This window comes from Mesorhizobium sp. W067, assembly GCF_054719525.1.
Map to the genome: position 1 here is coordinate 4,195,126 of NZ_JBTTII010000001.1, position 24,072 is coordinate 4,219,197.

At 61.9% G+C, this 24,072-nt stretch carries 21 protein-coding genes, 2 tRNA genes and 1 pseudogene; 9 read left to right on the forward strand and 15 right to left on the reverse strand.

Annotation, left to right across the window (positions count from 1 at the left end; genetic code table 11):
- Window positions 1–421: 421 nt before the first annotated feature.
- Window positions 422–4,930 (reverse strand): PAS domain-containing hybrid sensor histidine kinase/response regulator, encoded by a 4,509-nt coding sequence (locus ACYG97_RS20415; protein WP_023734648.1) that lies wholly within the window; start codon window positions 4,928–4,930, stop codon window positions 422–424.
- Between the two features lie 241 nt (window positions 4,931–5,171).
- On the opposite strand from ACYG97_RS20415, the gene ACYG97_RS20420 reads away from it, so the two are divergent.
- The gene (locus ACYG97_RS20420) at window positions 5,172–5,528 is read left to right on the forward strand and encodes a hypothetical protein (protein ID WP_023693676.1); all 357 of its coding nucleotides are present in this window, start codon (window positions 5,172–5,174) and stop codon (window positions 5,526–5,528) included.
- Window positions 5,529–5,646: 118 nt separating this feature from the next.
- Here the strand turns inward: ACYG97_RS20420 and ACYG97_RS20425 are convergent.
- Window positions 5,647–6,288 (reverse strand): annotated as a pseudogene (locus ACYG97_RS20425) (DUF2865 domain-containing protein); the annotation flags it as partial.
- A 171-nt stretch (window positions 6,289–6,459) separates the two neighbouring features.
- Here ACYG97_RS20425 and ACYG97_RS20430 point away from each other — a divergent pair.
- Complete coding sequence (locus tag ACYG97_RS20430; RefSeq protein WP_023670117.1) at window positions 6,460–6,675, forward strand: hypothetical protein; 216 nt, start codon at window positions 6,460–6,462, stop codon at window positions 6,673–6,675.
- A 134-nt stretch (window positions 6,676–6,809) separates the two neighbouring features.
- On the opposite strand, the gene ACYG97_RS20435 is transcribed toward ACYG97_RS20430, so the two are convergent.
- The 3 genes from ACYG97_RS20435 to ACYG97_RS20445 all read right to left on the reverse strand — a co-directional run bounded on the left by ACYG97_RS20435 (window position 6,810) and on the right by ACYG97_RS20445 (window position 8,882).
- A complete protein-coding gene (locus tag ACYG97_RS20435; protein WP_023734650.1) occupies window positions 6,810–7,178 on the reverse strand; it encodes a hypothetical protein in 369 nt (122 codons plus the stop codon).
- A gap of 215 nt (window positions 7,179–7,393) precedes the next feature.
- Window positions 7,394–8,275 carry a glutathione S-transferase family protein gene (locus ACYG97_RS20440; RefSeq protein ID WP_023734651.1) on the reverse strand — a complete coding sequence of 294 codons (882 nt, stop codon included), beginning with the start codon at window positions 8,273–8,275 and terminating at the stop codon, window positions 7,394–7,396.
- A 25-nt stretch (window positions 8,276–8,300) separates the two neighbouring features.
- Complete coding sequence (locus ACYG97_RS20445; protein ID WP_023734652.1) at window positions 8,301–8,882, reverse strand: VOC family protein; 582 nt, start codon at window positions 8,880–8,882, stop codon at window positions 8,301–8,303.
- 290 nt (window positions 8,883–9,172) lie between these two features.
- Here ACYG97_RS20445 and ACYG97_RS20450 point away from each other — a divergent pair, with 290 nt between their 5' ends.
- Complete coding sequence (locus tag ACYG97_RS20450) at window positions 9,173–9,799, forward strand: DUF5343 domain-containing protein (RefSeq protein WP_031262495.1); 627 nt, start codon at window positions 9,173–9,175, stop codon at window positions 9,797–9,799.
- A 31-nt stretch (window positions 9,800–9,830) separates the two neighbouring features.
- A complete protein-coding gene (locus ACYG97_RS20455; RefSeq protein ID WP_198029749.1) occupies window positions 9,831–10,385 on the forward strand; it encodes a Swt1 family HEPN domain-containing protein in 555 nt (184 codons plus the stop codon).
- A gap of 32 nt (window positions 10,386–10,417) precedes the next feature.
- On the opposite strand, the gene ACYG97_RS20460 is transcribed toward ACYG97_RS20455, so the two are convergent.
- The 6 genes from ACYG97_RS20460 to ACYG97_RS20485 all read right to left on the reverse strand — a co-directional run bounded on the left by ACYG97_RS20460 (window position 10,418) and on the right by ACYG97_RS20485 (window position 13,528).
- A complete protein-coding gene (locus ACYG97_RS20460; RefSeq protein WP_023734655.1) occupies window positions 10,418–11,092 on the reverse strand; it encodes a hypothetical protein in 675 nt (224 codons plus the stop codon).
- Between the two features lie 204 nt (window positions 11,093–11,296).
- Window positions 11,297–11,836: an NYN domain-containing protein gene (locus tag ACYG97_RS20465; RefSeq protein ID WP_023734656.1), complete on the reverse strand. Its 540-nt coding sequence runs from the start codon at window positions 11,834–11,836 to the stop codon at window positions 11,297–11,299.
- Window positions 11,837–11,943: 107 nt separating this feature from the next.
- Window positions 11,944–12,017, reverse strand: a tRNA-Glu gene (locus tag ACYG97_RS20470).
- A 542-nt stretch (window positions 12,018–12,559) separates the two neighbouring features.
- Window positions 12,560–12,634: transfer RNA gene (locus ACYG97_RS20475), tRNA-Glu, on the reverse strand.
- 92 nt (window positions 12,635–12,726) lie between these two features.
- Window positions 12,727–13,134, reverse strand: coding sequence for a VOC family protein (locus ACYG97_RS20480; RefSeq protein ID WP_023734657.1), 408 nt, complete (start codon window positions 13,132–13,134; stop codon window positions 12,727–12,729).
- A 13-nt stretch (window positions 13,135–13,147) separates the two neighbouring features.
- On the reverse strand, window positions 13,148–13,528 hold the full coding sequence (locus ACYG97_RS20485; protein WP_023734658.1) for a hypothetical protein: 381 nt from the start codon (window positions 13,526–13,528) through the stop codon (window positions 13,148–13,150).
- Between the two features lie 25 nt (window positions 13,529–13,553).
- Here ACYG97_RS20485 and ACYG97_RS20490 point away from each other — a divergent pair, with 25 nt between their 5' ends.
- Window positions 13,554–14,612 carry an RluA family pseudouridine synthase gene (locus ACYG97_RS20490; RefSeq protein ID WP_023734659.1) on the forward strand — a complete coding sequence of 353 codons (1,059 nt, stop codon included), beginning with the start codon at window positions 13,554–13,556 and terminating at the stop codon, window positions 14,610–14,612.
- Between the two features lie 244 nt (window positions 14,613–14,856).
- Entirely contained in the window at window positions 14,857–15,768 is a 912-nt protein-coding gene (gene rpoH / locus ACYG97_RS20495) for an RNA polymerase sigma factor RpoH (protein WP_023670124.1), read from the forward strand.
- A 146-nt stretch (window positions 15,769–15,914) separates the two neighbouring features.
- Here rpoH and ACYG97_RS20500 read toward each other — a convergent pair whose 3' ends face one another.
- From ACYG97_RS20500 to ACYG97_RS20515, 4 genes are all read right to left on the reverse strand, one after another.
- Complete coding sequence (locus tag ACYG97_RS20500) at window positions 15,915–16,787, reverse strand: MBL fold metallo-hydrolase (RefSeq protein ID WP_023690091.1); 873 nt, start codon at window positions 16,785–16,787, stop codon at window positions 15,915–15,917.
- A 145-nt stretch (window positions 16,788–16,932) separates the two neighbouring features.
- Window positions 16,933–17,592, reverse strand: a complete 660-nt coding sequence (locus ACYG97_RS20505) for a peroxiredoxin (protein ID WP_023711663.1) — start codon at window positions 17,590–17,592, stop codon at window positions 16,933–16,935.
- Between the two features lie 190 nt (window positions 17,593–17,782).
- The gene (locus ACYG97_RS20510) at window positions 17,783–18,148 is read right to left on the reverse strand and encodes a cell division protein ZapA (protein ID WP_023670127.1); all 366 of its coding nucleotides are present in this window, start codon (window positions 18,146–18,148) and stop codon (window positions 17,783–17,785) included.
- 12 nt (window positions 18,149–18,160) lie between these two features.
- Window positions 18,161–18,433: a DUF4164 domain-containing protein gene (locus tag ACYG97_RS20515; RefSeq protein WP_023670128.1), complete on the reverse strand. Its 273-nt coding sequence runs from the start codon at window positions 18,431–18,433 to the stop codon at window positions 18,161–18,163.
- Between the two features lie 273 nt (window positions 18,434–18,706).
- Between ACYG97_RS20515 and tkt the strand changes: the two genes are divergently transcribed.
- From tkt to ACYG97_RS20530, 3 genes are all read left to right on the forward strand, one after another.
- Window positions 18,707–20,698: a transketolase gene (tkt, locus tag ACYG97_RS20520; RefSeq protein WP_023734661.1), complete on the forward strand. Its 1,992-nt coding sequence runs from the start codon at window positions 18,707–18,709 to the stop codon at window positions 20,696–20,698.
- 154 nt (window positions 20,699–20,852) lie between these two features.
- Window positions 20,853–21,863 (forward strand): type I glyceraldehyde-3-phosphate dehydrogenase, encoded by a 1,011-nt coding sequence (gene gap, locus ACYG97_RS20525; RefSeq protein WP_023683984.1) that lies wholly within the window; start codon window positions 20,853–20,855, stop codon window positions 21,861–21,863.
- A gap of 206 nt (window positions 21,864–22,069) precedes the next feature.
- Window positions 22,070–23,956, forward strand: a complete 1,887-nt coding sequence (locus ACYG97_RS20530) for a potassium/proton antiporter (protein ID WP_023734662.1) — start codon at window positions 22,070–22,072, stop codon at window positions 23,954–23,956.
- Window positions 23,957–24,072: the final 116 nt, after the last annotated feature.

Genomic DNA, 24,072 nt, shown 5'->3' on the forward strand with positions numbered 1-24,072 from the left:
GATTATTACAGTCGCATGACAGTTTCGTGTCAGCCCGGTAACGTCGCACAGACGTCTTGTGGGCCGCACCCTTTAAGCCGGTTTGTGGGAATGGAAGTTGCCGCTGGAATCAGACGCTTGCGCAATTCGTGCTGGCATCAAGTCCCGGCACACCGCAGGCCGCGATGCCGAGAAAGAAAAACCGGACGGGAGCGCGTTGCCCGTGACCAGAGCGAATCTTGGCCGAGCCATCGCCAAAAACAGGTCCGTTGGGGTAGATTCGACGCTGTTTCTTGTCGGCGGTCGCTTGCTCCCGCCCGTAACTGAATGAGCGGTTTCGTTGCGACCATTGTCCTGACTGGGCGCCAGCTTTGATATGGTGCGATCGCACCATATCCTTGGCTGTTGCGGCGCGGCCGAATCCCGGCGGCGCCGCAGGTTGCTATCCAGCGTCTCGTTGGGCTTCGCCTGATATGCCGACCCAGCGCTCGACCTTTTCGAGCAGCGCCCTGGGGCTGATCGGCTTGGGCAGATAGTCGTCCATGCCGGCTTCCAGGCAGCGCTCACGGTCGCCCTTCAAGGCATGCGCGGTGACGCCGACGATCGGGATATGCATACCCGTATGTTCTTCCAGCCGGCGAATTGCGGCGGTGGCCTCGAGCCCGTTCATCTCCGGCATCGAGACGTCCATCAGGATCATGCGCGGATTAAGCCGGCCGAAGGCGTCGAGCGCCTTGCGGCCGTTGCCGACGATTTCGAAACTGTAGCCGGTTTCGCCGATTATCTGGGTGAACACCATCTGGTTCACCTCATTGTCCTCGGCAACGAGAATGTCGAGCCGGCGTTCATCCCCGGCGGCCCGGGCGCGGGCACGAACCGGCGGCGGTTGCAGCAAGGCGCGTTCCGATGCAGCGAGCGGCGGCTTTGCCGGCGACGGTTCGTTCCTGCCGCCGCCGGAACCGCTGCTTGCCGCCGGCAGCACACGGCCGTCCGTGATATTGTGATGGTGCCGCTGGATGGTGGCGACCAGCGTTTCCAGAAGCACCGAGGAACGCGCCGGCTTGATCAGCTGGGCGTCGATGCCGAGATCGCGATAGCTGGTGTTGGCGAGCGACTGGTCGACCGAGGTCAGCATGATGATCGGCGTGTCGGCCAGCCCTGCGGTGTTGCGCACGACGCGCGCCATTTCGGCGCCGCTCATCCCCGGCATCTGATAATCGAGCACGACGCAGTCGACCGGCACGCCGTAGGCAGCCGCGGCGACCAGCACCTTGAGCCCTTCGGGTCCGCTTTCGGCGGCGCAGGAATCGAAGGTCCATGACGTCATCTGCTCGCTCAGGATCGATCGGTTGACGGCATTGTCGTCGACGATCAGCACCCGTGAGCCGGTCACGTCGACCGGCATGATCCGCCGTCCGGTCTGTTCCTCGGCCCTGGGCAATGTCACGGTGAACCAGAAGGTCGAGCCCTTGCCTTCGGCGCTCTCGACACCGATCTCGCCGCCCATCAACTCGACCAGCCGCGAGGTGATGGCGAGCCCGAGCCCTGTGCCTTCGTGGCGTCTGGTCGACGAGGTGTCGGCCTGACTGAATTTTTCGAAGACGAGCTTTAATTTCTGCTGCGGAATGCCGATGCCGGTGTCGGTGACCGAAACGGTAAGCTTTGTCCCCGTCGGCCCCCTTTGTCCGGTCACGTCGACCAGCACGTGGCCTTCGTCGGTAAACTTCACCGCGTTGCCGACCAGATTGGTGACGATCTGCCTGACGCGACCGACATCGCCGACGAACAGGCTTTCCAGGCCCGGCTCGACGCGCACGATGAGCTCGAGGTCCTTCTCCTTGGCGCGCGTCGATATCAGCGTCGCCACATCCTCGATCGCTTCGGGCAGGTTGAAGGGCGCAGGGTCGAGCACCAGCTGTCCGGCATCGATCTTGGAGAAGTCCAGTATGTCGTTGATGATGGTCAAGAGCGCGTTACCCGACTTGACGATGATATCGGTGAACGTCTTCTGCTTGGGATCGAGGTCGGATTTGGCCAGCAACTCGGCCATGCCGAGTACGCCGTTCATCGGCGTGCGGATCTCGTGGCTCATATTGGCCAGGAATTCCGACTTGGCGCGGTCGGCCAGCACGGCGCGCTGGCGCGCCTCGCGCAGTTCGGCCTCGCGCAGCTTCAGTTCGGTGATGTCGGTGGTCGACCCAATCAGATAGAGCGAACCGTCGGACGCGATCATCGCGCCCTTGCGGGCGAACTGGTGGCGCACGCTGCCGTCGGCAAGCGTCACCGTTTCCTCGATCTCCTGTGTATCGCCTGTGCGCAGCACGGCGAGATCGCTGTTGACGAAGGCTTCGCCGTCTTCGCCGAAAATCTCGATGTCCGTCTTGCCGATCGCGTCTTCCCTGCGGAGGCCGGTGAGGTCGCACCAGCCCTTGTTGACGTAGAACTGCCTGAGGTCGGAGCGCTTGGCGTAGATCGACACCGGCACGTTGTCGATGAGATTGCGGAACACCTCGTTCTCGCGCATGCTCTCTTCCAGCGCCTGCTCGCGCGCCTTGACGTCGGTGATGTCGGTGCTGGAGCCGACAAGGTGCACCGACCCATCGAGCGCCACCAGCCGGCTCTTGCGCGTCATCAATTGCCGCACCGTGCCGTCGCGATGGGTAACGGGCTCCTCGATCTCGCGGCCGCGGCCGGTGACGACGACCTCGGTGTCGTCATGGGTGTAGGTTTCGGCGTCGTCGATGCCGAAAAGCTGGAGATCGGTCCGGCCGATGACTTCCTCCTTGGGGATGCCGGTCAGCGCGCACCAGGCCTTGTTGACGAATTCCATGCTCAGATCCTGCGCCTTGATGAAGGCGGCGACCGGCAGTTCGTCCATGACGTGGCGGAACAGGTCGATCTGGCGCATGCTTTCCTGCAGCGCCTTTTCGCGGCTCTTGATCTCCGAGATGTCGACGCGCACGCCGATGAAGGTGCCGTCCTCGGTGCGCATATCGTAGACCTGATACCAACGGCCGTCCGCATTGAGGCGCTCATAGGACGAGTTGGGCAGGCGATAGCGGGCGAGGATGGCATTGAGCCAGACATCGGGGTCGCCTTCATAGAGCCTATCGATTTCTCGATCGCCGCTCGATCGGAAATAGCCGACCGAATGTCCGAGTTCCAGGGCCTCGCGGAAGCTGCGGCCGGGCTGCCATGCCGGTTTCAGCTCCGGCAGCGTGTCCTGCAGCTTGCGGTTTGCAAAGACGAACTTGTCGTCGCGGTCATAGATGATGACGGCCGCCGGCAGCGACTCCAGCACCGTGGTGAGGTTCTTGCGGGCGTCCTCGGCTTCGGTCTCGCGGCGCTTCATGTCGGAGATGTCGAACAGGAAACCGGCGACATAGTTGCGGCCGCTGGGCATGCCGACGCGGTTCTTGCGCACGATGCGCGAGCGGCTGGCGCCCTCGGCGTCGAAAGTCTCCTCGACCTCGTAGGGCGTGCCGGTCGCCAGCACGGCGCGTTCGCTGTCTTCGAATTGCGCGGCGTCCTTTTGCTTGAGGAAGTCGCCGCCGGGCCTGCCCAGCATCGCTTGCGGGCTCTGTCCGAACAGTGCCGAAAACGCCTCATTGACGAAGACGAAACGCAGATTGTCGTCCTTGACGAAGATCGGGTCCTTGACGCCGTTGATCACCGCCTCGGCCAGCCGCGATTTCTCCAGCGCTTGGGCGAGTTCAGCCTCGCGATCCTTCATGTTGGTGACGTCGACATAGGAGATCAGCCTTTTGCCGCCGGCGAGCGGCGCCAGCGAGGCAATCAGCGTACGGCCGTCATTGCGTGGCAGTTGCCTGGAGCCCACCAGGCCGGCCGAGATTTCTGCTTCGCGCTCGGCGATGTGGCCCTGCCATTCGGCATCGTCAGCACCGTAAGGGTCCATATCGCGGCTGGCCTGCATCAGTTCGCGGAAGCCGCAGCCGATGCCGGCGCGTCGGGGATCGATTTCCCAGAAATCATAGAAGGCGCGGTTGATCACCTCCGCGCGCATCTCCGCATCGAGGACGAGCACGCCGATCGGCATCTGGTCGACCATCGTGCGAAGATTGGCGAAGGTCTCCGTAATTTTGGCGTTGGCACTCTCGATCTCGGCGTCGCGACGCTTGAGCTCGGAGACGTCGTAGTAGGTCAACAGCCGCTTGCCGCCGGACAACGCCGTCACGGAGAACATCATCGTCCTGCCATTGGCATGGAGAAATTCGCGTGGCGCAACCGAGCCGGCGCTGATCTCCTCGATGCGGGTGGCTAGGTAGTGCTGCCACTGCTGTTCATCGAGATCGCCGTAGATGCCGTTGCGGCGGTTGAGTTCCATCAACAGACTGAACGGCGCGCCGACAGTGACGGCGCCATCGGGAATCCTGGAGAGCTCGCGATAGGCCTTGTTGACGATGAGTGTGCCGAGCTTTTCGTCAAGCAGCACGACGCCCATATGCATGGCATCCATCGTCCGCTCGAGATCGGCGAGGTGCTGCGTGGCCTCGCCGGCCGGCGGATCGCTCTCCTCCTCCCGCAGTTCGTCCAGCGCACCGGCCAGTGCCGTGACGTTGCGGCCGATGCCGCGATAGCCGATGAATTCGCCTTCGCCGTCGAACCGCGGGGAACCGGTGATCGAAACCCAGCGGCAGCCGGGACGGCCGCCCTTCAACTCATAAACAAAGTCGCGAAACGGCCGATGCGCCTGCAGATCCTCCAGATGCGCGGCGGCGTGTCGATTGCCGTGCACCATCTGCTTGAGGAAATCGAAGCGGAAACGGCCAAGAATGCTGGCCGGATCGATGCCGGTGGCGGCCTGGTAGTTCTCCGAAAGCCAGGAAAAGCGCAGCTCGGCGTCGGTCTCCCAGACCCAGTCGGCGCCGGCCCCGACCAGTTCGCGCAGCGCTTCGGGCGAAACCCCGACGGACGTATCCTGGCCGTTCACCACCCCTTTTCGGGAACCGCGTCCGCCGCGTGTTCCAACAGTCCCGTCAGCCATCCCGTTCCCACCCCGAAAGCCAAGGCCGAATCCCCTCAGCGGTTCGCCGGCGGAATGTGCCCGAGAAGCATTAATGATCCGCTAACCATAACCATCCAGACTGCGGCCAGAGCCACATTGCCCTGCGGTATTCCGCCGGTTGTCGGCGGAACCCCGGCCGGGCTATAAGTCGGCGGGGGTGTTGCTGATGACCGGTTGGATCGTGCCTTGTTTCCTGTGCCTGGCGCTGCTTGCGGGCAGCGGCTGCGCACGCAGCTATGACGGCACGGTGGTGATCCCGAAGCCGCTCGATATCAGGCGGGTCTGGGATCGCGATCCGTCGCAGACTGAGGCCAGCCGGATGCAGGCGGCAGCCGGTGTGTTTCCGACGCCGCCGCCGCAGGAGCCCTACCGGCCCGCGGCACGCAGGCACACAACACAAATAGCTGCGCCAAGGCGGCACGTCAGGTCCAGCCCGCCCAGCATGGCTTCCGAACCGGCCAATCCGCTCACCTGCAAGAATGTCAGCGAACCAGGCAAACGCTACAGGATGGTTTGCGAATAGCTGGTACTAGAGCAATTCCAGGAAAAGTGTGAAACGGTTTTCCGTCCGGAATTGCGTAAAACAAAGACATAGAGCGGTTCGCCGTTTCGGTGAAACGGTGAAACGCTCTAGGCGCAGGTTACTCCGCCGGGAAGAAAGCCGGCCCGACCACCCTGACCGGCCGCGAGCCGGCCAATGGCTCGACCGGTTGTCGCTGGGCGGCGCCCCTCGCCTCTGCAGCGTCTGCGCCAGGCTGGGGAAGTTGCGCCACGGTGCCAAGATCCGGCTTCGCTGACGGCAAAGGAATGATCGCGTTGGCCATATTGGCTGGCGTCACCGTGCGCGCTCTCAGATCGGCAACGCGCTGGTGATAGCGCTTGAGGTCGCAGGCCCTGAAGTTCGCATCATTGCGATATTTGAAGGCCGTCGGCAGGTCCTTGTAGGATGTGCGCGTATCGAGCGCGACCATCTTTTCGGTTTCAAGGCTTGGGTCCCTGAGCGTGTACAGGTCGACGCCGGCATCGTCGCAGATGTAGCGGCACTGGTCGACCATCTCCTTGACATCGCCGCCTTGCACGAACTGCGATTTCGGCGCCGGGAAGAAATAGCCGTCGGTGAGACGAACGCAAAACAGCATCGAATTGCTGCCGATCATGGCGCCAGCCGGACGCTGTCTTTGTTGCCCGGCGGCGGGCGTGCAGCCGAGCGCGACGAGCCTGGCCTGCAGTCCGGACGTATCCCGGCGCGAAATCGCGGCGCCGGCGATCTGGCGTTGCACCCGAGTGTATTATGCCGGTTCCTGTAAATTCGCTATTACACTTTTGTTTCAAGATCAGACGAAGCCAAGCTCGGGCGAGCCAGGCCGCCCGCAACCATCGATCCCGCGTTATCGGCCCTTGCGGATGAAACCTTTCTCCGGTGTCTCGCGTTGTGTCGGGCAAAGGAGACGAAGATGTCTATTCACTTCACTGTCTCTGGCCTGACCAGGAACCTGTTCCACTCGCTGGGGCTGGACCATGAGCGGGCGCCGAGAGCGCTCGATCCCGAACAGAGCCTGCTGCTGGAATGCTATCTGGCCGGACAGATTCCGGAATCCGCCTGGGCCGACTACGTCTTCGAGGCGCCGGAACTGCAGCGGCATGTCGATATCAGACGCCCGCACAACTGATCAGAGCAATTTCAGGAAAAGTGTGAGTCGTTTTTCCGGGAAAAGCGCGTAGCGCTTTCCCCTGGGAATTGCGTCAAGACAACGAGAGAGGGGGTCGCCGTTTCTGTGAAACGGTGAAACGCTCGCCCGCTCGCCTACTGCTTGGGCGAAGCGAATTGCACGGTGAAGACATTGCCCGCGACGCCTTGCGCCAGCGTCGGCGAGAAGCTCAACGGCAGGCACTTTTGCAGGGCAGTGGTTGCGGCGTCGACGAACGACTTCCTGGTATCCGCATCGCCATCGACCTTGATCGCCGTCGGCCGCGGCGGACCGATCAGCGTGCCGTCGCGCTTGAAGCTGAAGCTCAAGGTGACGCTGGCATTTCCAGCACCCGCCGGCGGCGTCCAGCACGCCTGGATGGCATCGCCGACCTCCGCCATCGTGTCGAGCGGCGCGGCATTGCACGGGTAGCCTCCGACCGACACAACACCGGCAATCGCAAACACTCTCGCTACGCCCTTCATCGCAAAGCTCCTCGTGTGTCGTCCGCCGACCATGATGGTAGGGTCGAAGCAGACGATGGCAATATGCCTGATGTCTTACAGCATGAGGCGCGCCTGATGGCGCATCGGCGAAAAGCAAAAGGCCGGCATTGCGCCGACCTTTCCCTTCACCCTTGCGCCAGTACATCCGTGGTCGCGCGGTGCCCTCAATAGACAGCGTTCTGGTTAATGAATCCTTAGCTTTGCGCGCTGGCCTGCGACTTCACATAGGCGATGTAGCCGCGCACGTCGCCGGCCGGCTCGGCATAGGCCTGGCCGAGTTTCTTCTCCATCGCCGCGACATACTCCTTGGCCCATTTTGGCAGCGCATAATCGATGACGGCCAGGAACTCCAGCGTCGATGCCAGGCGTATGTCGGCGATCGACGGGTGCTTGCCGCCGATGAACGGCTTGCCGTCCCTGAAGAAGGAGTGAAACACCTCCAGCGGCTCGGCAATGGCGGCCATGGCGGCCTTCTGCGCCTCGGACTTCTTCTCCGGATGAGCGTCGCTATGGCCGACCTCGCCGGCGTAATGCGGAAAACCCAGCGCCGGATAGGTGGCGCGCGCCACATACGGGTAGAGCGTGCCGATCAGGTAGAACATGGCGCTGTCGACCATCGCCCGCTTGGCCGGCGCCTTGGGATAGAATTTCTCCAGCCCGTGCTTGTTGGCGAGATACTGCATGATGGCACAGCTCTCCCAGAGCACGCCGCGCGGCAGCCCCTTGTCCTCGATCATCGGCGTCAGATGCGCCGGATTGCGCGCCATATATTCCGGCGACCGGGTATGGCCCCAGGCGTCGGTCTCGGCGGCGTCGAACCCGGCCGCACGGGCAAACACCCGAACGGTCATGTTGTTGACGCTTGGCTTCAGCATCGAGAGCTTCAGCGCCGGTTTTTTCGCCGCCTTGGCCTTCGGCGCGGATTTCTTGGCAGCCGGCCTCGTCGCGGTTTTCGCGGCCGGCTTTGCGGCTGCCTTCGGCGCGGCCTTTACCGCCGCTTTTGCCGCCGGCTTCGCAGCCGCTTTTGCCGCAGGCTTGGGCGCTGATTTGCCAGCGCTCTTAACTGTCTTTGCCATTGTGGTCCTCCCCTTTTGCTGGCCGTCAGTATGGATTCTTCGGCGTCCGGTCGTCCGACAAGGTCGCGCGCGACCGTTCGACCAGCGTCTGGATCGCGTCGGCAAGGTGCACTTCGGCGATGTTGTAGTCGCCGCGCGCAACGCGCAGCTTGTGCGCCTGCATCAAGACGTCGGCATGGGTGAAGCCGGCCGGCGGCTCGAAGCGGTAGGACGCCAGCTCGATCAGAAGGCCGAGCGGATCCTCGAAATAGATCGAATCCATGAAGCCGCGATCCTTGACGCCGCTGTGCTTGATGGCGCGCTCGTCGAGCCGGGCCACCGCCTGCAGGAAAGTGACGCGCGACACCGAGAACGCAATATGATGGACGCAGCCCGGTTCGGTCGGCGTGCGCCGCTTGACCGGCGTGCGGCTCTCATCGGTGAAGATGGTGATAAGCCTTCCATCGCCGGGATCGAAATAGAGATGGCTTTCACTTGGCTTGTCGAGATTGGGCTGCTCGAAGATGAACGGCATGCCGAGCACGCCCTCCCAGAAATCGATCGAGGTCTGGCGGCCGGCGCCGACCAGCGTGATGTGATGGACGCCCTGCGATTGCAGTTTCTGCATCGGTCTCCTCTCAAGGCATCGACTGCCCGTCCGAATCCGCCCAGCGTTTTTCGCACTGCTAAAGCCGTGATCAAGGACCCATGGTGCAATGCTAATGCAATCGGCCCTTCCGCGCTAGAAGCGGCGAACGCGGCCATGATTGGACGATTGTAAAGACGGAACGATGCCTTGGATGACTAAGGCTGGATTGGCTCTCCTATCCGATCGACTCAGCGATCCACTTAGACAGTCGCTTAGTTGCGCTCCCTGCAACTTCGGCTATCGTGGAGCCCTGTCGCCAGGAGGGGATCGTGCCTGCAACATTGCCATACTTATCAGCGCCTGGGTCGATTAAGACGGCCTTCGAGAAGATCAAGGCCGCCGCGACGCCCGAGCGTGTCACGGGGGATTTTGTCACGACGAAACTTCAATTGAAGGGGGGAACGGGCGCTGCTATGCTGCCGTTCCTGAAGAGGATCGGCCTTGTGGCCTCTGACGGAAGTCCAACTGATCTTTATAAGCAGTTCCGAAACAATATGACTGACAAGGCCGCTGTGGCGGCGGCAATAAGGCACGGCTACAAGCCCCTATCCGATGCCAACGAGTATTTCTATGATCTATCAGATTCAGCCCTTCTGTCCCTGATTCTGCAGGTCACTGGAGCAGCTGCGGAAGGCCAAGTCCCCAAGCTGACCCTTTCAACACTGAAGATTTTGAAGAGCTACGCAAACTTCGATGCCGAGGATGCACCTGCGGCTCAAAATGTTCCGGCCAAAGACGTCCTGCCGATGGAAAATCTCCAATCAATGCCGCGAAGCGGATTGGGCTTGAACCTGTCGTACACCATCAATCTCAATCTGCCGGCTACTTCAGATCAAGCCGTTTTCAACGCGATATTCAAAAGCCTGAAGGAGCATCTGCTTTCGGAAAATGAATAGATCTGTCCTAGACAAGATAAAGGCGTTCGGAATGACCAATCAGATGGTTGCCGAAGACCTATCCCGGATTGCCATTCAGTATGGCCTTGAGCTTGGTCATCTACCCGCCATTTCCGCTGAGGTAAACGAAAAGTACTACCCGCAGATCGACATGGCTATTCGCGCAGAGGCGAAAGCAATGTCCCACCACTACGAAGTTTTCTACTCCCTAGAAAAATCCATCAGAGGGCTCGTCTCTGAGGTGATGGAAGCGGCTGAAAAGACGGCGGACTGGTGGCAGACTGCTCGCGTTTTGCCTAACATTAAGACGGAAGTTGCCAACCGAATACAAAAAGAGCTCGATGCCGGTGTAACGCGCCGCTCCTTTGACGAACTGGACTACACTACCTTTGGCGAGCTCTCCGGGATAATCACCGCTAACTGGGATATCTTCGGCGGGCTTTTCTCTAGCAAACGGGCAGTCGAGAAGGTAATGGCGAGCCTCAATGCGCTACGAAATCCTATAGCGCATTGCAGCCCGCTTGCTGAAGACGAGCAATTGCGCCTTCAACTTACGATGCGTGATTGGTTTCGGCTCATGGAATAAATCTGCCCACGTCCGGCCGGCGTGTCTAACAGTCACAACTTTCGCAAGCTTAGAAACGATCTTCCCTCGGCGAGGGCACCCGCCATAACTGTGCGGATGTTGCGGCGCGGATTGATCACGCTTTCGCAGGTCCGCTCGATTTTTGCGACCATCGCGTCGATGCGGCGCTTGAGCAAATCCGGGTCCTCGGCACCCTCCCAGAAAACGGCCTCGGCCTTATGCATTCGCTCGAGATGTTTTTCGAATTCCTCCGGCGACATTGGTCTTCGCCCTTGATCACGCCAAGATCGGGAAAGCTGGCGCGATGCTAGAAATATCTCGTTTATTATGCTGGTAAGCTCCGTGAAAGGTTCCGCAGTCTCCTTGCCGAAGTAAAGGCTGAAACGGTGCTTAAGGGGGATCAGCTTTGAGAACACCTCAGCCTTGTTGTTGTACCTCTCGATTGCAACGTAGGCATTGTTGAGGAGCTGGGTTTCCTCCTCAGTTTCCCCCTCTCGCTTATTTCTGGTCGAGCCTTCGCCTCCATATCCGAAGGGCGATCGAATGTGGCTCAAAGCGTCCCTAGCCTCCAAGAAGAGTTCGTAGACCCGCTCAGCGAGCTCAAAACGTTTTTGGCCAAGTGCTGATCGCCGCCATGCGGTAACGCCTATGGCTACGGAAATCGCTGCGATTACAACCGATGCTGTCTGTAAGAATGATGCCAGCATTTCATCCCCTAAAGTACATCATTGGAATCGGCTTCCATGCAGCGGCGAAACGCTTTTTGGCGCGCCTAGATTCTTCACCCGCTTCCTCGACATCGACGACGAGCGTTCCGCCCTCGGCATTCGCGAAGGCCACCACTCGGCGAGCAACTGGCGAGAGCTTTGACCTGCGCGGACTGAGTCCTCCACCCTCTCCAAGGTGTTAGCTTACATTCGCAGCGTCTCTAAATACTTGTCCAAGCCGATGAATTTTGTCGCCACCTGCGCCAGCTCGCGCGAGGCGTGGTTCCAAAATACGACCTCGACCTTATAACCATCTTCCTGAAGTGCTTTGATGGTCGGCACATAATCTGCATCGCCCGCAACAAGCGTAAAGATATCCTTTTTCGGATCACCAGACTTGTAAGCGTCCTTCGTCAATAGCGTGGCAATACCAGTATCAATTTTCTTTTCCTTGTTGGCATAATTTCGGTCTTCGAGGTGAACATCGAAGCCGGCTTTCTTGGCAAACTTCCAGATTCCGTCATTAGGAGGCGGGCGCGATCCGAAGAGCGCAGCACGTTTGATTTGGCGATTGTTCTGCCCAAAGAGAAATTCGTGCAGTTTGCCAAAGCTAATCTGGTAGCCGTGATCAAGGACACCACTGTTCATCGCCTCTTTGATGTCCTTCGCAAGCCCCTGCTTAACTGCACTGACACGACGACCTTCGATATAAAGATTGGAATTGTCGACATAGACGTAGTCCATTCCATCACCCTCTCATAACCCCAACGATCCAACTATGGCCCAGTCTAGGGTGAAAAGGCATAGACGTTGAATGGAAAAAAATACTATTGGCTAAGTGCTGAAATCCTTGGTACGCCCAAGGGGAATCGAACCTTGGTCCCGTCGTGAGTGGGCGGTGTCCTGACCGCTAGACGATGGGCGCGTTCAAGAACAGCGATAGGCTTCGTACCATCACGCTAGGGCAATCAACGGCGACGCGCGCCAGAAGCGACGGCCCCTCCGGCGTTTGGCAGTGGAAGAGACTTAAGGTCACTACACCCCAATTAGGCGACGGCTCTAAGTTCGGCCTCCGCCAGCGTGCCCAGGCCCGCGCATTCGGCGCATGCCATGGTCTGCCCCGGACAGCCGGCCCGATGCGTGCCTTGCGGGCAGCAATGCCCTTTCGACTCACGCCATTTCAAGCAATCGAAAACCTGCCCGCTGCCGTGACAGCACGGGCATATGATTTTTGCCGAACTCATACCTGCTATGCCCAACCAAATCCGCGCTGCCGCAGATGCTGTCCCCGCACCGCAAGTAACAGAGATTGCTACGCTTTCAAGCGTCGCGGCCTGACTTAAATTGGGTGTATCCGGGTACGCGGACTTGCCGGATTTTCGCTGATGCCGCCGACCCTCACGGCCGAACGCGATCCGCGCGGGGCTTGTCTGAAATGTGAATGAAAGAAACGGCCCAGCCGATACTTGGTACGCCCAAGGGGAATCGAACCCCTGTTCCCGCCGTGAGAGGGCGGTGTCCTGACCGCTAGACGATGGGCGCGTTCAAGAACCGGCGATATAGGCTGACGGTTTGGAAAAAGCAACTGGGCTTCGAACGGCCGGGCCGCTTCTGTGGAATGTCGGTTTGCGGACCTAACGTTTCGGCTCGATCAAATCCCACAGATTGCCGTAGAGATCGGCGAACACGGCCACCGTACCATAGAGCTCATGGCGCGGCGCTTCGCGGAAGTCGACGCCCTTTGCCGACATTGCTCTGTGGTCGCGGGCAAAGTCGTCGGTTTCGAGGAACAGGAAGACGCGGCCGCCTGTCTGGTTGCCGATGCTCTTCTCTTGCGCCTCGCCGTCAGCCTCGGCCAGAAGCAGCCTTGCGCCGTGACCGTTCGCCGGCGCCACCGTTACCCAGCGCTTGCCGCCGCCGAGATCGACATCTTCGGTCAGCAGAAAGCCGAGCCGTTCGACATACCAGGCAATCGCCTCGTCATAGTTGGCGACGACCAGCGCGACGGTCGCGACCCGGCGATGTCTGGCAAAGCCGCTCACAATTGCCGCCCGCTCATTTGTTGCGGATGGCAAAGCGGCCGATGAGGCGGCGCTCCGTCATGTCGTAGACGAAGATGGCGCGGCTGCCATCGGCAAGCTCGGTGTCGATTGAAATTCGGTTTCCCGACAGCGACTGGCTGATCACCTTGGCCCCGACCGGCAGCACGATGTCCTCGGCCAACGGCTCGCCACCCGGCACCTGGATGTCACTGGCGAGCGGCGGGTTCGCGGGCGGCGCTTTGCGCGATTTGTAGACAATGGCCGCGATCACCACCATAAGGGCCAGCAAAAGCAGGCCGAGATTGATGGCCATGAAACGGATGAGCCTGCCGCGCACCTTTTCGATCTCGGGATCGAGCGGCTTTTCTTCTTCGTCGGCAACGGGCCGGGCCATGGCAGAACTTTCCGGAACTTTTTCGATGAGCGCTCATAACGAAGAGACCCCTGAATTGATAGAGGCTGGACAATTCATAGAGGCGGCGCCGACCGTGCTCGAAGCCGGCGCGGAAGCGGCCGGCCAACGCCTCGACCAATGGCTGGCGAGCGCCCTCGGGCCTGACATGTCGCGCAGCCGGGTGCAGATGCTGATCCGGCAAGGTGCCGTTTCGATCGACGGCAAGCCGGTCGACGAGATCAAGCGCAAAATGAGTGCCGGCGAGCGCGTATCGGTCGTCATGCCCAAGCCCGAACCGGCCGAACCGCAAGGCGAGCCCATCGCGCTCGACGTGCTTTATGAGGACGACGAGCTGATCGTCATCAACAAGCCGGCCGGCCTCGTCGTCCATCCCGGCGCCGGCAACTGGACCGGCACGCTGGTCAATGCCCTGATCCACCACTGCGGCGACAGTCTTTCAGGCATTGGCGGCGTCAGGCGGCCGGGCATCGTCCATCGGCTGGACAAGGAAACCAGCGGCGTCATGGTGGTGGCCAAGACCGACCGCGCCCACAAGGCGCTGTCGGAGGCCTTTGCCGACCACGGCCGCACCGGCGACCTCGAACGTGCTTATTTGGCGCTGGTCTGGGGAATCCCGTCGCGGCCGACCGGAACGGTCGACGCGCCGCTTGGCCGTGCCGCCGACCGCGTGCGCCGCGCCGTCGTGCCGGAAGGCCGTGACGATGCCCGCCACGCCGTGACCCATTTCACCGTCAAGGAGCGTTTCGCCGAGGGCCAGCAGGCGTTCGCCACCGCCAGCCTGGTCGAATGCCGGCTGGAAACCGGCCGCACCCACCAGATCCGCGTTCACATGGCTCATATCGGCCATCCCGTCATCGGTGACCCCGATTACGGCCAGGCCTTCCGCACCAAGGCCAACCGGCTGCCCGAACTGCTGAAGGGTCAGGTCAAGGCATTTTCCAGGCAAGCTTTGCATGCCTGGCTTCTTGCATTTCGGCACCCGGCTACCCATTTATCGATGAGGTTCGAGGCGCCGATACCGGGGGACATGGAGGAACTCGTCGGCGGCTTCCGCAAACTCTGAACCCGAGCAATTCCAGGAAAAGTGTGAAACGGTTTTCCGTCCGGAATTGCGTTTAAACAAGCCAGCTAAAACCTGAGCGGCATTGTTCACTTCAGCGTGACACACTGTTTCGAGTTGAACAAATGCCTGTCTTTTCTGGTTTTGTTCCTATATAAATCAGTTACCGCGGGCGAGCCTTTTGGTGCTCGCGTCACATGCCCGCCGCGTTTCGGGGGCATCACTCCAATAGAGAGGGGGCGCAATCATGGCCCAGTCACTACCCAGTATTGTTTCCGGCGAAGGCGGCCTCAGCCGCTACCTGGAAGAAATCCGCCGCTTTCCGATGCTTCAGCCGCAGGAAGAGTACATGCTCGCCAAGCGCTACGCCGAGCATGAAGACACTTCCGCTGCGCACAAGCTCGTCACCAGCCATCTTCGGCTCGTCGCCAAGATCGCCATGGGCTATCGCGGCTACGGCCTGCCGATCGGCGAAGTGATCTCGGAAGGCAATGTCGGCCTGATGCAGGCCGTCAAGAAATTCGAACCCGAGCGTGGCTTCCGCCTCGCGACCTACGCCATGTGGTGGATCAAGGCCTCGATCCAGGAGTACATCCTGCGCTCGTGGAGCCTGGTCAAGATGGGCACGACCGCCAATCAGAAGCGCCTGTTCTTCAACCTGCGCAAGGTGAAGGGCAAGATCCAGGCGCTGGACGATGGCGACCTCAAGCCCGACCAGATCACCGAGATCGCCACCCGGCTGAACGTGTCGGAAGCTGAAGTCGTGTCGATGAACCGCCGCCTGTCCGGCGACGCGTCGCTGAACGCGCCGATCCGCGCCAGCGAAGGTGAATCCGGCGAATGGCAGGACTGGCTGGTCGATGACCACGAAAGCCAGGAAGACATGCTGATCGAGCAGGACGAGCTGGAAAACCGCCGCGGCATGCTGTCGGGCGCTCTGGCCGTGCTCAACGATCGTGAGCGGCGCATCTTCGAGGCCCGCCGCCTCGCCGAGGAGCCGCTGACGCTGGAAGAACTGTCGTCCGAGTTCGACATCAGCCGCGAGCGCGTGCGCCAGATCGAGGTGCGCGCCTTCGAGAAGGTGCAGGACGCGGTCAAGGCCGCCGCCAAGCGCCAGATGCAGGCGCTGCGCACGATCGAGGCGCAGCCGGCGGCCTAAGGCTGGGTTCGGTTAAGGAACAGAAGGCGGCGTCGGGAAACCGGCGCCGCCTTTTTTGTTTTGTCGTCCGTCGGCGGTTAGCGAAAGTCGGACAACAGCTGATCTCCCCCCTTGAGGGGGAGATCGGCAGCTTCGCCACTGCCCTCTCAAAGCCCATCAAGCGGAAACTTCAGATACCGCCTCCCATTGGCCTCCGGTTCCGGCAGCCGTCCACCATTCATGTTGACCTGCAGCGCATGCAGGATCAGCCGCGGCATCGGCAGTGTCTTGTCGCGCGCTTCGCGCAAGTCGACGAACTCGGCTTCGCTGCGCGCCGCAACGAGGTGGATATTCTTTGCCCTCTGCTCGGCGACCGTGCTCTCCCAGCACGGCTCGCGGCCGCCGGCCTGATAGTCGTGGCCGACGAACACGCGCGTATCGTCCGGCAGCGCCAGAATGCCCTCAATCGAATGCCACAGCCGCGCGGCACTGCCGCCGGGAAAGTCCGTCCTTGCCGAGCCGCTGTCGGGCATGAACAGCGTGTCGTGGACGAAGGCGGCGTCGCCGACGACATAGGTGATCGAGGCGAGCGTGTGGCCGGGCGAGAACAGCACCTTGACCGGCAGGTTGCCGATCATGAACGTTTCGCCTTCCCCAAACAGCCGGTCCCACTGCGAGCCGTCTGCGGGGAAATCCGGCCAGTTGTAGATCGCCTTCCACAGCGCCTGGACTTCGATGATCCTGTCGCCGATCGCCGTCGGCGCGCCGGTCTTTTCCCGGAGATAGTGCGCCGCCGAGAAATGATCGGCATGCGGATGGGTGTCCAGGATCCACTCGAGCTCCAGCCCGTTTTCGCGGATAAAATCCAGCAAGGCGTCGGCATTCTTCGTCGCCGTCGCGCCGGATTTTTCGTCGAAATCGAGGATCGGGTCGATGACGGCGCAGCGTCTCGTCACCGGGTCGGTGACGACATACTGGATGGCGCCGGTCGGCTTGTCGTAGAAGCCGGCGACCTCAGGTTTGGCCGAAGCGATGTCCAATGTCCGGCCCCCCTGCCCCTTGCCCGACAGGAACCGTTTTCTCCGTCGGGTTGAACAAGAGCATGGTCATCTGGCAAAGCGCGCCGGTCAAGCACGCCTTGCCACAAATAGGACTGAAGCCCCAAATAGCTCCGACGGAGAAAACCTAGGCTGACGGCTGCTTGGTCTTCCTGAGATAGGGCAGGATCGTCTCGAAAGCGCCAAAACGCTTGACCGCATCTTCGTTCGAAACCGCGGCGGTGATGATCACATCCTCGCCCTGCTTCCAGTTGGCCGGCGTCGCCACCTGGTGCTTGGCGGTCAGCTGCATGGAATCGACCGCGCGCAGGATCTCGTCGAAGTTGCGGCCCGTCGTCATCGGGTAGGTCAGCACCAGCTTGATCTTCTTGTCCGGCCCGATGACATAGACCGAGCGCACCGTGGCGTTGTCGGCCGGCGTGCGGCCTTCCGACGTCTCGCCGGCGCCCGCCGGCAGCATGTCATAAAGCTTGGCCACCTTGAGGTCCTTGTCGCCGATCAGCGGGTAATTCACCGTCTGGCCGGTCGCCGTCTTGATGTCGGCCTGCCACTTGTCGTGGCTCGCAACGGGATCGACGGAAATGCCGATGACCTTGACGTTGCGCTTCTTGAACTCGCCTTCGAGCCCCGCCATCGTGCCCAGCTCGGTGGTGCAGACCGGGGTGAAATTCTTCGGATGGCTGAACAGGATCGCCCAGCCGTCGCCGATCCAGTCATGAAACTTGATCGGCCCTTGCGTGGTATCGGCGGTGAAGTCAGGCGCGATGTCGTTGATACGAAGGCTCATGGCATTATTTCCCCAGCAACAGATTTCGTCAGGAGCGGCCGTGGACGGCGTCAACGCTCCGGCATTCCCGCATCTTAGCGCAAAAATCGCGGCTGCAGGACAATAGGAAACTATTATTGGCGACGGAACGAGCACTTTCGTTCTACGGACCGACGTTGGGCCGACAATCTTTCGTTTGTGCGGGGAAGGCTCAGGCCTTGTTGACCGCCAGCGACGTGGCCAGGTCTTCCATGCGCTGGGCGAGCGCGCCGAGCGCGCTGGTCAGCACGGTGTCGTTCTTGTCGGCCTTGGTCAGCGCTTCGTCGCGCGTCTTGCGCAGCGTCTGCACTTCGGTCTCCATGCCCTTGACCCGCTTCTGCAGCTCCGAAAGCTCGTCCATCACCATGATACCGGCCATCACCGTCAGCCGCTGGTCGCCGATCTCGCCGAACGAATCCTTCAGATGCGAGACATAACGGTCGAACCGCTCGGCGAGGTCGATCAGGTGCTCCTCCTGACCCTCGTCGCAAGCCATGCGATACTGCTTGCCGTCGATGGAAACCGTGACCTGTGCCATGGCCTGCAGCTCCTACCTGTCCAGCACCGCGCGGATGGTTTCCATGGCGGTCACCAAGCGGCGCGACACTTCCTTGTTGGCATCTTCCAGCCGTTCGGCGCGGGCTTCGGAATTGTCGAGTTCCTGCGCCAGCCGTGAACGGTCGGCGTTCATGCGCTGCACCTCAGCCTCGGCTTCGGAATAGTCGCGCTCGTGCTCGAGCTTGGCCGCGACGGCGTTTTCCAGCCCCTCGATGGCCTTGCCCAGCCTGTGGATGACTTCCTTGAGTGTGGTTTCGCCGGTCATGGCCTTCGTCCTGTGCCCTGCCCATCACCGAATCGCTTCGCGTTCAGAACGCGTTAACAAGGAAACATTAGGCACCGGGTGAAGGCAACGTCAACAAAGCTCTCGCGACTGTCCCCCGCTAACGCTAATGTAGGTCGCCCCATAAGGTCTCAAAGCCATCACAAGACCGGCAAATGTGCTGCCGATTTGTTGACTAAAAGCCCGTGGCTGCTATGTGTCGCGCACTCTTTCCTGGGCTCTGCCAAGCCCACAAATTCCCACCCCGGAGGTACCATGACGTCGCGTGAACAACATGACCGGATGGCCAATGCGATCCGTTTTCTCTCCATGGACGCCGTCGAGAAGTCCCAGTCCGGCCATCCCGGCCTGCCCATGGGCTGCGCCGACATCGCCACAGTGCTGTTCACCCGCTTTCTGAAATATGATCCGAAGAACCCCCATTGGCCGGACCGAGACCGCTTCATCCTGTCGGCCGGCCATGGTTCTATGCTGCTCTACTCGCTGCTGCATCTGACCGGTTACGAGGACATGACCCTCGACCAGATCAAGCATTTCCGCCAGCTGGGTTCCAAGACTGCCGGCCATCCCGAATACGGCCATGCCACCGGCATCGAGACGACGACCGGCCCGCTCGGCCAGGGTCTCGCCAATTCGGTCGGCTTCGCGCTCGGCGAGCGCATCATGAACGCCGCCTTCGGCAACGACCTCGTCGACCACTACACCTATGTGCTGGCCGGCGACGGCTGCCTGATGGAAGGTGTTTCCCAGGAAGCCATCGCGCTGGCCGGCCACCTCAAGCTCAACAAGCTGATCGTCTTCTGGGACAACAACAACATCTCGATCGACGGTCCGGTTTCGCTTGCAGACAACACCGACCAGGTCGCCCGCTTCCAGGCCTCGGGCTGGAACGCCAGCCACATTGACGGCACCGACCCCGAGGCGATCGCCTACGCCATCGAAGCCGCCCGCCATTCCGACAAGCCGACGATGATCGCCTGCAAGACGACCATCGGCTTCGGCGCCCCGACCAAGGCCGGCACCAACAAGGCCCACGGTTCGCCGCTCGGTGCCGACGAGATCGCAGGCGCGCGGAAATTCTTCAACTGGGACTCGCCGCCCTTCGAAATTCCGGCCGACATTCTCGACGCCTGGCGCACCGCCGGCAAGGCCGGCGTCAAGCCGCGCACCGACTGGGAAGGCCGCCTGGCCAAGGCCAAGCCTGAGTTGAAGACCGAGTTCGAGCGCCGCCTCGCCGGCAAGCTGCCGTCGAATTTCGATGCCGTCATTGCCGACTACAAGAAGAAGCTGTCGGCCGACAAGCCGAAGGTCGCCACCCGCAAATCGTCGGAAATGGCGCTGGAAGTCATCAATGGCGCGGTGCCGGAAACCATCGGCGGCTCTGCCGACCTCACCGGCTCCAACAACACCAAGACCAGCCAGACCAAGAACATCACGCCGGACGATTACGGCCAGCGCTATGTCCACTACGGCATCCGCGAGCATGGCATGGCGGCCGCCCTCAACGGCCTGACGCTGCATGGCGGCCTCATCGCCTATGGTGGCACCTTCATGTGCTTCTCCGACTATGCCCGTCCGTCGATGCGGCTGGCGTCGCTGATGGGCATCCGCTCGATCTTCGTCATGACCCATGATTCGATCGGTTTGGGCGAAGACGGCCCGACCCACCAGCCGGTCGAGCACCTGGCGGCGCTCCGCGCCATCCCCAACCACAATGTCTTCCGCCCGGCCGACGCGGTGGAAACCGCCGAATGCTGGCAGATCGCCATTGAATCGGAAAAGACCCCGTCCACCCTGGCGCTCACCCGTCAGAACCTGCCGACGGTGCGCACCGAGCACTCGGCCAGGAACCTCTCGAGCCAGGGCGCCTATGAACTGGCCGCGGCGAGCGGCGAAGCGGCGGTGACGATCTTCGCCACCGGCTCCGAGGTCGAGATCGCGCTCGGCGCCCGTGATTTGCTTGAAAAGCACGGGCACCCGACCCGCGTCGTCTCGGTGCCTTGCTTCGAACTGTTCGACCAGCAGAGCGACGCCTACCGCAAGGAGACGATCGGCAACGCGCCGATCAAGATGGCGATCGAGGCTGGCATCCGTCAGGGCTGGGATCACCTGATCGGCTCCGACGGCATCTTCATCGGCATGACCGGCTTTGGCGCTTCCGGCACCATCGAGCAGCTCTACCCGCATTTCGGCATCACCGCCGAAGCCGCGGCCAAGGCGGCGGAAGCCCGCCTGCACGGCCAGTAAGATCAGGGTCAGTCCCGCGCACCTCCGAGGCGGATTCGCGGGGTGGACCAACCTAATCGATTTAAATTCGGCCTTCTGCGGCTGGATTCTTGTGCCATCCGCCGCTATGAAGCTGCGGACCCATCTGCCGCCTCCAGCTCCCAGGGAGAGTAAAATGACCGTCAGAGTTGCCATCAACGGATTTGGCCGCATCGGCCGCAACATCCTGCGCGCCATCCATGAATCCGGCCGCAAGGACATCGACGTGGTCGCCGTCAACGACCTCGGCCCGGTCGAGACCAACGCGCATCTGCTGCGCTATGACAGCGTGCACGGCCGCTTCCCGCACGAAGTGTCGGTCTCGGGCGACCAGATCACCGTCGGCAAGGAGACCTTCAAGGTCACCGCGATCAAGGACCCGGCGCAACTGCCGTGGAAGGAACTCGGCATCGACATCGCGCTCGAATGCACCGGCATCTTCACCGCCCGCGACAAGGCTGCCGCGCATTTGACCGCCGGCGCCAAGCGCGTCGTCGTCTCCGCGCCTGCCGAAGGTGCTGACCTCACCGTCGTCTACGGCATCAACCACGACAAGCTGACCAAGGACCACATCGTGATCTCGAATGCGTCCTGCACCACCAACTGCCTGGCGCCGCTGGCCGCAGTGCTGCACGAGACCGTCGGCATCGAAAAGGGCATGATGACGACGATCCACTCCTACACCGGCGACCAGCCGACGCTGGACACCATGCACAAGGATCTCTACCGCGGCCGCGCGGCTGCCCTGTCGCAGATCCCGACCTCGACCGGTGCGGCCAAGGCGATCGGCCTGGTGCTGCCCGACCTCAAGGGCAAGCTCGACGGCATCTCGATCCGCGTGCCGACCCCCAACGTCTCGGTTGTCGACTTCAAGTTCATCGCCAAGCGCGCCACCACCGTGCAGGAGATCAACGAAGCGGTGATCGCCGCCTCCAACGGCAAGCTCAAGGGCATTCTCGGCGTCACCCATCATCCGAATGTGTCGATCGACTTCAACCACGATCCGCGCTCGTCGATCCTGGCGCTCGACCAGACCAAGGTCATGGACGGCAACTTCGTTTCGGTGCTGTCCTGGTACGACAATGAGTGGGGCTTCTCCAACCGCATGGCCGACACCTCGGTCGCCTTCGGCAAGACCATCGCCTGACCTGAAGGCATCGTCTTGCAGCTTCGAACGCCCGGCTTTGCCCGGGCGTTTTTCGTCAGCGCGCCGGGCAAGGCGCGCCGAGCCGCCAAACGCCGGAAAATCAGCGGCATAAGGCAAAAAGCCACCCTTGCGCCTTGCACCGGCCATGCCTTCGCCCCACTCTCCCGTGAATCGGTAGAAAGAGGAATTCGAGGGGCAAATCACGGATGGAGCATGCGATCTATCTCGTCACGCTGGTCGGCACAGCGCTAGTCGTCGCCGCAGCGTTCTCGAGCCTGATCGCCTTTCGCTTCGGCGCCCCTTTGCTGCTGCTCTTCCTCTGCATCGGCCTCGCCAGCGGCGTCGATGGTCTCGGCATCGAATTCGACAATGCGCGCGTGGCATATTTTGCCGGCTCACTGGCGCTGGCGGTCATCCTGTTCGATTCCGGTTTCGGCACGCCGCTCAACGCGCTGCGCCAGGCGGCCGGACCGGCGCTGTCGCTGGCGACCTTCGGCGTAATCCTGACCACTGGCCTGTTCGGCGCCGCCGCCTATTACCTGCTCGACCTCAGCTGGCTGGAATCCTTCCTGCTTGGAGCTGCCGTCGCCTCGACCGACGCGGCTGCGGTGTTCTTCCTGCTGCGCGCCGGCGAGATCAATCTGCGCGAGCGCGTGCGCGCGACACTGGAAGTCGAATCCGGCACCAACGACCCGATCGCCATCTTCCTGACCATCACGCTGGTCGAGATCATCGCTGCCCACGCCAATCCCGAGACCCATGTGCTGGTCACCGACCTGATCCTCGGCTTCCTGCTCAATATGGGGCTCGGCGCCGTCGTCGGCGTGCTTGGCGGGCTCGGCATCGTGCGCCTCGTCGACCGGCTCAACCTCGACCATGGCTTGCTGCCGATCTTCGTGCTGACCCTGTCGCTGATGGTGTTCGCCGCCGCCGGCGCCATTGGCGGCTCGGGCTTCCTGGCGGTCTATCTCGCCGGGCTGATTGCCGGCAACTCCGACATCCGCGCCGTCACCATCCTGAAGCGCTTCCAGGACGGCATGTCGTGGCTGGCACAGATCATCATGTTCCTGATCCTCGGCCTGTTCGCGACACCCTCGCAGTTTCCGGCGATCATGGTGCCGGCGGTGCTGCTCGGCCTGTTCCTGATGTTTGTCGCGCGCCCTGTCGCCGTCTGGCTCTGCCTGATCCCGTTCCGCCTGCCGCGTCCCGAGATCGCCTTCGTCTCCTGGGTCGGCCTGCGCGGCGCCGTGTCCATCCTGCTTGCCATCACCCCACTGCTCGGCGGACTGGAGAACGGCCGCACCATCTTCAACGTCGCCTTCATCATCGTGCTGGTATCGCTGGTGGTGCAGGGCTGGTCGGTCGGTCCGCTGGCGCGCCGGCTCGGCCTGATCGTGCCGGCGAGACTCGGGCCGCTCGACAAGGTCGAACTCGAACTGCCGGGCTCCGCCCACCACGAACTGCTCGCCTACCGCGTCGCGCCCGGCAGCCCGGTGGCGCGCGGCGAGCGCATCCCGCGCTGGGCACGGCCCTCGCTGGTGCTGCGCGACGGCCGCTCGATGCGTTTCCAGGACATGGGCCGGCTCGCGGCCGGCGACCAGGTCTACATCTTCGTGCCCGACCGCTATCCGCGCCTGCTTGACAAGCTGTTTGCCAGCCGCGCCGTAGTCGACCCCGAGGATGCCGACTTCTTCGGCGCCTTTGCCGTCGATCCCGCCCGCTCGGCCGCAGAGCTCGAGGCCGCATACACTCCGGGATTGAGCGAAGCCGAGCAGAAGCTCACCGTCGGCGCGCTGGTGACGGCGCGGCTCGGCGGCCATGCCGAATATGCCGACCGGGTGCTGATCGGCCCGATCGAATTGATCGTCCGCGACGTCGACGACAAGGGCAAGATCACCGGTCTCGGCCTCTCCTTCGAGCCGACCGCGCCGGTGGCGCGGGTTCCGGTGTTCCTGAGCGCCGGCGAGATCGGCGATCGGGTCTCCGCCTTCATCCGCAACTGGCACCAGCCGACCGAGACGCAGACTGCAGAGGCGATAGCCAATGAGAAGGCCCTTGAGCCGACGGCGGAAAAGATAACGACCGAAGGCTGACAAGCGATCGGTTCACGCTGACGTCCCGCATCATCACGACAGCCTTCGCCTTGATCTCAAAATTTAGCTCGCACCCCGGCTCAAGCCTTGCATCGTCATCGATGCGAGGTATGGTC